Source organism: Paenibacillus sp. JNUCC 35 (genome assembly GCF_058269095.1).
Genome location: NZ_CM177771.1, coordinates 435,977 through 445,000 on the forward strand (window position 1 = coordinate 435,977; position 9,024 = coordinate 445,000).

Consider the following 9,024-nt stretch of genomic DNA (forward strand, 5'->3'; position numbering starts at 1 on the left):
GCGGAAAAAATGGCGATTATGGTGACAGGCGGGGCCGGATACATCGGTTCTCACGCCGTAGCGGAACTGCTGGCTAGAGGAGAAGAGGTTGTGATTGTCGACAATCTCCAGCAAGGTCATCGCGATGCGGTATTGGGCGGCAAGCTTTACGAAGGCGATCTGCGGGACGAAGCGTTTCTGGACACGGTATTCCGGGAAAATGAGATCGACGCGGTTATCCATTTTGCAGCGAACTCGCTAGTCGGAGAAAGCATGACGGACCCGGCGAAATATTATCACAATAACGTTTACGGGACTCTCTGCCTGCTGGAAAAAATGAAAAAATTCGACGTGAAACGAATCGTGTTCTCTTCGACGGCGGCAACATACGGCGAGCCCGAAAACACGCCGATTCTGGAAACCGACCGGACCGAGCCGACGAACGCTTACGGGGAAACGAAATTGTCCATGGAGAAAATGATCAAATGGTTCGATCACGCTCACGGGATCAAATCCGTTTCACTGCGCTATTTCAACGCGGCGGGTGCGCATGAAAGCGGCCGTATCGGGGAAGACCACCATCCGGAAACGCATCTGGTTCCGCTCATCCTTCAAGTGGCGCTCGGACAACGGAGCCATATCTCCGTCTTCGGAGAAGACTATGCGACGCCGGACGGGACCTGCATCCGCGATTACATCCATGTCAGCGACCTGGCCGACGCTCACGTGCTTGCCGTAGAGAAGCTGCGCCAGGGCGGGGAGAGCGGCGTGTACAATCTCGGTAGCGGCAACGGATTCTCCGTAAAAGAAGTGATCGATATCGCCCGCGAGGTGACGGGTCATCCGATTCCGGCCGTTGTGGAAGCACGCCGTTCCGGAGACCCCGCGGTTCTTATCGCCTCTTCCGACCGCGCCCGTCAAGATTTGGGCTGGAAGCCCAAACGGGACAATCTCCAGGCGATTATCGCCAGTGCCTGGGCATGGCATCAAGCGCATCCGGAGGGATACGCGGACAAGAAGTAGCATCTGGAGATTACCTGCCTGCCGGGCGTAAGGAGTGAGTGAAGGAATGAATACGGACTTGGAACGGGAGAAAGCACAAAATCAGGCTGATCAGGCGGCGCTTGCCGTCGAACGCCTGGTGTCGTTTGCCCTTGCGAAGGGAATGATCGGAGCCTTGGATGTATGTGCGGCGAGGAACGCGCTTTTGGACGCGCTGGGTCTGCCTGACCCGTATCAAGGCGCGAACGGAAACGCGGAAGACGAAACGGTGGCCGCGGAGCCTGGAGAAATGCTCGAAGTTTTACTCGACTTCGCTTATATCCGTGGACGTTTTGAAGAGGATACGACCACTTACCGGGATCTTTTTGATGCCCGTTTGATGGGGCTGCTGATGCCGAGACCGTCCGAGGTCGTCCGGCAGTTCGGGGAAATCACAAAGGAACACGGAGTGCGGAAGGCGGCGGACTGGTTTTACGAACTTTGCATAAATAGCAATTACATTCGTATGGACCGGATACGCAAAAACGGGTATTGGTTGGCCCCGACGGAATACGGGAATCTCGAAATTACCGTCAATCTGTCCAGACCGGAGAAAGATCCGAAGGAGATCGCCCTTTTGCGGACGCTCAAACAAAGCGGATATCCCCAGTGTCTCCTGTGCGTGGACAATGTCGGCTATGCGGGCAGGCTGGATCATCCGGCCAGGCAGAACCTGCGCATTCTTCCGCTTACGATTGATGGGGAGGCTTGGTGTTTTCAATATTCCCCTTACGTCTACTATAACGAACACTGCATCGTTTTGAACGAAAAGCATGTCCCGATGAAAATATCAGAGCGGACTTTCCGCAGGCTGTTTGATTTTATCGAACAGATTCCGCATTATTTTGTGGGCTCAAATGCGGACCTGCCGATCGTCGGGGGTTCGATTCTGAGCCACGACCATTTTCAGGGCGGGAATCATAAATTTCCGATGGAGCTCGCTCCCGTTGAGCGGAAATTCGCTTCGGATACTTACCCCGGCGTCTCGGTCGGCATCGTCCGGTGGCCGATGTCGGTCCTGCGGCTCGAGGGAAGCAGCCGCGAGGACGTCCTCCGCGCCGCCGACATGCTGCTCGCCGCATGGCGTGCCTACAGCGATCCGTCCGCGGACATCGCGGCGTTCACGCAAACAGCGGACGGTGTACGGGTTCCCCATAACACCGTCACGCCGATCGCCCGGTTCAACGCGTCCGGGCAGTACGAACTGGACCTCGTGCTCCGCAACAACCGCACGAGCGAAGAACACCCGGATGGCATCTTCCATCCGCACCGCAACCTTCACCACATCAAGAAGGAGAACATCGGCTTGATCGAGGTGATGGGTCTGGCCGTCCTTCCTGGCCGTCTCCAGGAAGAAATCAGCGGAATCGCCGGGTTCCTTACCGGAGACTCCGCATGGAACGGCGCGGACGGCCTGGAGGCGGGCCATCCGCTGGAGAAGCATGCCGCCTGGATCGGCGAGCTTGTCGCCGCCGGCGGCACGGCCCTTTCGCTGCAGGAGGCGCACGAACTCCTGCAGCGTGAAATCGGCGGCAAATTCAAGCGGGTGCTTGAAGATGCCGGCGTGTTCAAGCGGACCGATGCCGGTCAGGCGGCATTCGGCCGCTTCCTGGGCAGCCTCGGCTTCGTACCCGCCGAATAGGCCAAAAAAGCCTTTCGTCCTCCCGCAGCGGGGAGAACGAAAGGTTTTTTATACGCCGCGGGCACCAATACGCCGCGGGCACCAATACGCCGCGGGCACCAATACGCCGCGGGCACCAATACGCCGCGGGCACTTACCCGGCCTGCGGCCCGGTTGCGCCTGCCTTGGCCGGACGGCTGCGCCAGACGGACATCGCGATGACCGCGATGAGCGCCAGGCCGGCCGCGACGGCGAAAGGCAGCTGGGCCGACAGGTGGTGAGCGATGTAGCCCGACAATACCGGAGCGATGGCCGCACCCAACCAGCGCACGAAATTGTAGGCGCCGGACGTTACGCTCCGTTCGAACGGAGAAACCTCCATCACGTGGCTTGTGAACAAAGCATTGTTCAATCCGCAGAACAAGCCGATGACGATAATCAGCAGAATCTGCAGCCACAAGGTGTGAACCAGGAACAACAGCAGCAGAATGAGGCAGAACGCTCCCAAGCTCCACGGAATGATTTGGGAAGGCTTGAAGCGTTCCTCCAGATTGTGAGCCAGCTTCGCGGAGCCGTAAGCAAGCATGAGGCCCCAGCCGAAGAAAACGAGGCCGAGCTGGATGGCCGACATATGAAGCATCAGCGGCGAATAAGCCAACACGACGAAGAAGCCGTAATAATAGAACATCGAGGAACCTGCGACACGCAGGAACGGCTTATGGGTCGCCAGATGCAGAAGCTCCTTGAACCCGGCCGCTTTGCGGGCGGATTTTTTCTCCGGCTCCTGAATCATGAACAGCACCAGCAGGAACGCGATAAGCACAAAACAGCCTGTCGCGATGAAAGGCAGCCGCCAGGAAATTCCGCCGAGCAGTCCGCCGACAAGCGGGCCGCCCGCCATTCCGAGGCCGATCGCCGCTTCATACATGCCGACGGCGGTATTGGCCGAGGGTGTCAAGGCAATAAGCAGGGTCATGGCGGTGGCGAAGAACATCGAATTCCCGAAGCCCCAGCCCGCCCGGAACAAGGCTAGCTCGGTAATGCCGCCGGATGCGCCGCACAGAAAGGCGAAGACGGTCACGACGGCGAGGCCGGCAACCATCATTTTTTTGTCGCCGAAGCGGGTCGCCGCAAGCCCGGACGGAATCATCATAATCGCCATGGTGAGGATGTAGGCGGTAAAAAGCAGCTCGATCTGCGCCGGATTCGCGCCGATTTTCTCGGCTATAATCGGAAGAATCGGATCGACGACCCCGATTCCCATAAAAGCAAGAAAAGTTGCAAACACCGTGACGTAACGTGCGCGTGTTTGCTTTTTTATTCCCTGATCCATACAAATATGCACCCCTCGCACAAGTCTGGCCGGGAAATGGGTGTCACGAGCACGGCTATTGTCCGGAAGACGAGGTCTTGCCGGAGGACGCCGCCGTTTGAGGCTGGCCGATCGCTTCACGCACCTTGGAGAGCAGCTCTTCCATATCTTTTCGGAACGCCTCCATCTTATGAATCTTGAGATCAAGCATATCCACCTGTTCGGCGAGTCCGTCGGCTACGCGCTTGAGCTCCTCCTGCTTCTTCAGCTCGACGGCGTAGCCGTCGGAACCTTCGCGGTAGGAAGCAAGCAGCGTATCGATTGCCAGGAAATGCTGCAGCTCCTGCAAAGAAAAGCCGAGCACTTCGCGAGCCAGCAGCACTTTCTTCAGACGATCTACGTTTTCCTGGGTGTACAGCCTTACGCCTCCCTCGCTGCGCGTAGGCGGCTCCAGAAGGCCGATCTCTTCATAATATCGGATCGTACGCTTGGTCAATCCCGTCTCCTTGGCGACATCATCAATTTTTAACCGTGTCATGTTTACCACTCCCAGTCGCTAATATCAAGATTACTCTTAATTAACGTTAACGTCAACGTTAACTATTTCCCCGTAGATGAAAATCTCCTTGCACTTTCTGAATCCCCTCCTGAATAACGGGGGCTCATGTCCATTAACTTTTCTCTATAAGTATATCGTTTCCCGGCTCTTCTAACCAAATCGGCGCGGCTTTACGAAACAGCTAAAAACCGCCACAACCCTTGTTGTGACGGTTCTGATTTTATAGAAAGCGCGTTATCCGATCCTGCAATGAACCCTGGATACCGCAGCCACCGTGGGAACTAAAGCCGACTAGAGCTTTTTAGCCACCAAAGTGAACGATTTCGGAATGCCTTTATCGTAAACATCCGAAGACCGGTTAGGCTCTTCCTCCAGAATCTCGATGAACAATCCCGAAGAAGCGGCGGCCGTAACGATTTCCCCGAGCGTCCATTTGCGGTGCCGTACTTTGATTAAGGTCGATTCGTCCTGCCCCGGCAGGAATTTGGAGTAGGCTACATCCGTCTCTTCTATAGAGGTATCGAAATAATCGCCGGTTACTTTGTGTTTCCGGACCTTGGCGGTAGAACCGCGGGAGGAGATCAATTTAGTCGTCACGGGATGAAAATCCTGCAGGATCAACCGTCCGCCGGAAGCCAGCAGTTTGACCACCACGTCGAATAGCGGCTTCAGCTCCAAGAAATAATGAAGAATGCCGAATTCCATAAGCGCGAGACTATAGTCGCCGGTCAGCTCTTCTTCGGGAAGCTCCAGCACATCGGAGACGACGTAACGGACGTGTACTCCGGCGGCTTCCGCCAGTTCCGTTCCGTATTTGGCGTTTTCCGCCGCGATATCTACAACCGTGACTTCGCTTGCTCCCAACAGGGCGAGAGCTGAGGCTTTACTGCCGTGGGAGCCGAGCAGATTAACGGCTTTAATTCCGCTGAGGTCCCCGAGAAAACGGCTGAAAGACCGCACGGTCCCCTCCGGATTCCGGCCGATAAGCGCAGCTGCTTCCTCCGGGGTTCCAAATCGGTTCAGCCAGGCCTCGTAAGCGTGCTGGTTCCAGGCCGTCTGATTGTGTTCGCTGAATTGTTTTTGCACGGGGGATTCCTCCTTTTGTTCCACAATCATTCATCATATAATAAAATCATCGGCAAATCCATCCGGTTCATACGGGTTTGCGGACAAGTTTTTCCGCCTAAGGAGGAGTTCGTTTTGAAATTCAGAGTTTCCGCAGTCCAGCATCATCTGCATACCATTTCGAGCTTTCAGGAGTTTGCGGATCAGGTCGAGCATTACGTCAAAACGGCGCAGGAATTCGATTCCGATTTCGTGCTCTTTCCGGAGCTTTTTACCACCCAGCTGTTGTCCATTCGCAATCCTGGGGAGGGAGCGCTGACGATCAACGATCTGCCCTCCTTTACCGACTCATATATGGAGCTGTTCAAGGGACTCGCCAAGTCGACCGGTATGCATCTCATCGGCGGCACTCATATCATTGAAGACGGCGGACGCTTGTACAACTCCGCGTTTTTATTTTATCCGGATGGCAGGGTGGGGGAGCAGAGGAAGCTGCACATCACCCCGACGGAAGTGAAAGAGTGGAACATGGGAGCCGGTGACGCTCTTCAAGTATTCGATACGGATAAGGGCCGCATTGCTATTCTCGTCTGCTACGACATGGAGTTTCCCGAAATCGTCCGTATGGCCAAAGCCCGCGGCGCCGACGTTATTTTCTGCCCTTCCTGCACGGACGATCGTCACGGCTTCCACCGCGTTCGCTACTCCTGCCATGCCCGTACCATCGAGAATCAGATCTATGTGGTCGTGACCGGAACGATAGGGTCGCTTCCAACCGTTGACTTTATGAGAGGGAATTTCGGACAAGCCGCCGTGCTTACCCCAAACGATGTGCCCTTTCCACCGCGCGGCATACTGGCCGAAGGAGAAATCAACGACGATATGATCATTACCGCCGATCTGGATCTGGCTCTTTTGGAAGAAGTCCGGGAGAAAGGTTCCGTTACCACGTGGCGCGACCGCAGAACCGATTTGTACACCGATTGGAAATAAAGATGAGTGGTTTGAATCCGGCAGCGGATTGTTGAAGCGGGTACTAGAATTTTGACGGAAGCGGGGCCCGAAACGAGATGAATGCGACACCAGAATCCGAATCACCCAAGTATATGAAGAAAATGTACGTTTTCGACGGCGAGAAACCGGTTCCCGCCCTGATCAGAAGCTACTCGGAAGCGGATGTCGAAGCTCTGATCGAAGTGCAGCGTCTAAGCTTTCCGCCTCCGTTTCCCGAGGAACTGTGGTGGAACGAAGAACAGCTCCGCAGCCACGTCCGGTTATTTCCCGAGGGGGCTCTCTGCGTGGAGGTCGGAGGCAAAATCGTCGGCTCCATGACGGCGCTCCGCATCCGGTTCGATCCCCTCCGTCCGGAGCATACCTGGGAAGAAGTCACGGACGGAGGGTACGTCCGCAACCACGATCCTGAGGGGGATTCCCTCTATGTAGTGGATGTTTGCGTGATGCCGGCGTACAGAAAGCTGGGGCTGGGCAAATGGCTCATGTTCTCTATGTACGAGACAGTCGTCCATCTGGGGCTTGGCCGTCTTTTGGGCGGGGGAAGAATGCCCGGTTACGGGGTCCAGGCCGGCAAAATGACCGCCGATCAATATGTCGATGCGGTCGTAGCGGGACTGCTCCGCGACCCGGTTCTGAACTTCCTGCTCCGGTGCGGGCGGATGCCGGTCGCCGTGCTGCCCAATTACCTGGAAGACGAGGAGTCCCTTAATCACGCTCTGCTGATGGAGTGGAGGAACCCCTTTCTATAGAGGACGCTTCCTTCTTTCTGGAGATGGCCGTCACGCTTTAAGCAACAACACTTTGAGAGGATGAGGCCCATGGAATACATACGTATTATCGATATCAACAACCCTTTATTTGCGAAAATGCATCAGCTCATGCAAACCGTTTTTCCCGCTGAAGAGGTGCTTGACTATGACCTGTGGAAGGAACCGCTCGAAGATCCGGGCATCCGGGTGTTCGTCGCCGTTCACGAAGGGGAAGTTGTAGGAGCGACCGAGTACCGCTATTACACCGATCTGGGAATCGCGATGACCGACTTTACCATTATCGGCCGGCCTGGCCTTGGCATCGGCAGATTCCTGAGCCGCAAACGTCAGCGTGACCTGGCTGATCTGGCCGCTCAAAGCGGGAAGCCTATGATCGGCATGTTTGCCGAGATCTACGATCCCTACCGGGTAGAAGATCATTCGTTTGGCGGCGTTAAGCCGATGGATCCTTTCGTACGCCGCGAGGTTCTGTCTCATTTAGGCTACCGCCGTCTGGACTTTCCTTACGTTCACCCCTCCTGGCAGAACGACGGAGAAGCCGTAAGCGAACTGGATCTGTGCTTCATGCCTTCGGATGAGAATGCGGAATACGTGCCGTCTTCTCTTATCGCCGATTTTCTGACCCGATACTACTCTGTGCTTGAAAACAAACCGCCGACGTGGCAGGAGATGATCTCGCGTCTCCGTAAATCGGAGCGTACGGCGCTTCTTCCCCTGTAAGCGGGAAACGAGGACGAAATGACTCTTAATCAGGAACAAGCCCAACCGGGCGGTGTAAAATCAAGCAATTCCCTTCACAGCGGCGGAAGTTTGCGTATAGCGGCTGTTAGAGGCGGTCTTTCGCAAGATGATCTGAACCAGCTGGATTCACTGGCCGATACTTGCCTAAGCCACGACCGGTTCACTGTGAAGCTCAATAGAAATATGCTGAAAGAGCGGGCAGCGGACGAGATCAACGATTTTGCGGCCTTTGACGGCCCCCGCCTCGTCGGTTATTTAGGCCTGTACAGCTTTCAGACGTCAGAAGTCGAGATAAGCGGGCTGGTCCATCCAGATTACCGCAGGAGCGGCCTATTTACGCATCTTCTTCAACTTGCCGCGGGCGAAGCCGAAACTCGCGGAATTCCCAAGCTCGTCTTTATTGCGCCAAGATCGTCGTCCGGTGCGGGCCCTTTTGTAAAAAAGATCGCGGGTTACGCGTATTCCGAATATGTGATGGAACTGCTTCATGAAGGACGGCCTCAACCCGCCACCGGAGCGGATAAAGTCGGAATCAGACCCGCTGGTCCTGCCGACAAAGAACTTTTGATCCGTCTGAATCAGGACGGATTTCAAATGACGCGGGAAGACGCCGCCTACTACGTGGAGTCTACGCTTGCGAAAAATAATGACAATCATACCTTTATAGCCGAAGCGGGAGGAGAACCTATTGGTAAAATCGGTTTGATCTTACTGGGAGATACGGCGATGATCATCGGTTTCGTCATTGCTCCCGAACTGAGGGGACGGGGCTATGGCAGAGCCGTACTGTTCAGGACGATCCGTCATATTCGGCAAAGCCCGGGCTGCAAGAACATCAAGCTGGAGGTCGCCGCCGCTAACGATCATGCGTTGGGACTTTACCGGTCCTGCGGTTTTGAAGTAACGGATGCGAATGATTATT

General features: G+C 55.6%; 9 protein-coding genes (1 of these 9 running past the window's edge). 6 read left to right on the forward strand and 3 right to left on the reverse strand.

All coding sequences use genetic code 11. From position 1 onward, the window contains the following. Positions 1-9: 9 nt before the first annotated feature. Positions 10-1,002 (forward strand): UDP-glucose 4-epimerase GalE, encoded by a 993-nt coding sequence (gene galE, locus AC2TF6_RS02010; protein ID WP_009675919.1) that lies wholly within the window; start codon positions 10-12, stop codon positions 1,000-1,002. A 46-nt stretch (positions 1,003-1,048) separates the two neighbouring features. Beyond that, complete coding sequence (locus tag AC2TF6_RS02015; RefSeq protein ID WP_491309763.1) at positions 1,049-2,662, forward strand: UDP-glucose--hexose-1-phosphate uridylyltransferase; 1,614 nt, start codon at positions 1,049-1,051, stop codon at positions 2,660-2,662. Positions 2,663-2,795: 133 nt separating this feature from the next. Here the strand turns inward: AC2TF6_RS02015 and AC2TF6_RS02020 are convergent, their stop codons facing one another. From AC2TF6_RS02020 to AC2TF6_RS02030, 3 genes are all read right to left on the reverse strand, one after another. Further along, complete coding sequence (locus tag AC2TF6_RS02020) at positions 2,796-3,974, reverse strand: MFS transporter (protein ID WP_491309764.1); 1,179 nt, start codon at positions 3,972-3,974, stop codon at positions 2,796-2,798. A 55-nt stretch (positions 3,975-4,029) separates the two neighbouring features. Continuing rightward, positions 4,030-4,491 carry a MerR family transcriptional regulator gene (locus AC2TF6_RS02025; RefSeq protein WP_369998209.1) on the reverse strand — a complete coding sequence of 154 codons (462 nt, stop codon included), beginning with the start codon at positions 4,489-4,491 and terminating at the stop codon, positions 4,030-4,032. 312 nt (positions 4,492-4,803) lie between these two features. After that, a complete protein-coding gene (locus AC2TF6_RS02030; RefSeq protein ID WP_491309765.1) occupies positions 4,804-5,598 on the reverse strand; it encodes a class I SAM-dependent methyltransferase in 795 nt (264 codons plus the stop codon). A 114-nt stretch (positions 5,599-5,712) separates the two neighbouring features. On the opposite strand from AC2TF6_RS02030, the gene AC2TF6_RS02035 reads away from it, so the two are divergent. The 4 genes from AC2TF6_RS02035 to AC2TF6_RS02050 form a co-directional block, all read left to right on the forward strand. Further along, a complete protein-coding gene (locus AC2TF6_RS02035) occupies positions 5,713-6,570 on the forward strand; it encodes a carbon-nitrogen hydrolase family protein (RefSeq protein WP_218230489.1) in 858 nt (285 codons plus the stop codon). Positions 6,571-6,647: 77 nt separating this feature from the next. Beyond that, a complete protein-coding gene (locus AC2TF6_RS02040; protein ID WP_491309766.1) occupies positions 6,648-7,340 on the forward strand; it encodes a GNAT family N-acetyltransferase in 693 nt (230 codons plus the stop codon). Between the two features lie 69 nt (positions 7,341-7,409). After that, positions 7,410-8,081, forward strand: a complete 672-nt coding sequence (locus tag AC2TF6_RS02045; RefSeq protein ID WP_491309767.1) for a GNAT family N-acetyltransferase — start codon at positions 7,410-7,412, stop codon at positions 8,079-8,081. Positions 8,082-8,099: 18 nt separating this feature from the next. Beyond that, positions 8,100-9,024, forward strand: the 5' portion of a protein-coding gene (locus AC2TF6_RS02050) for a GNAT family N-acetyltransferase (RefSeq protein ID WP_491309768.1). 35 nt of this gene lie beyond the right edge of the window; 925 of the gene's 960 nt are visible here — the first part of the coding sequence; its start codon is at positions 8,100-8,102; its stop codon lies off the right edge, out of view.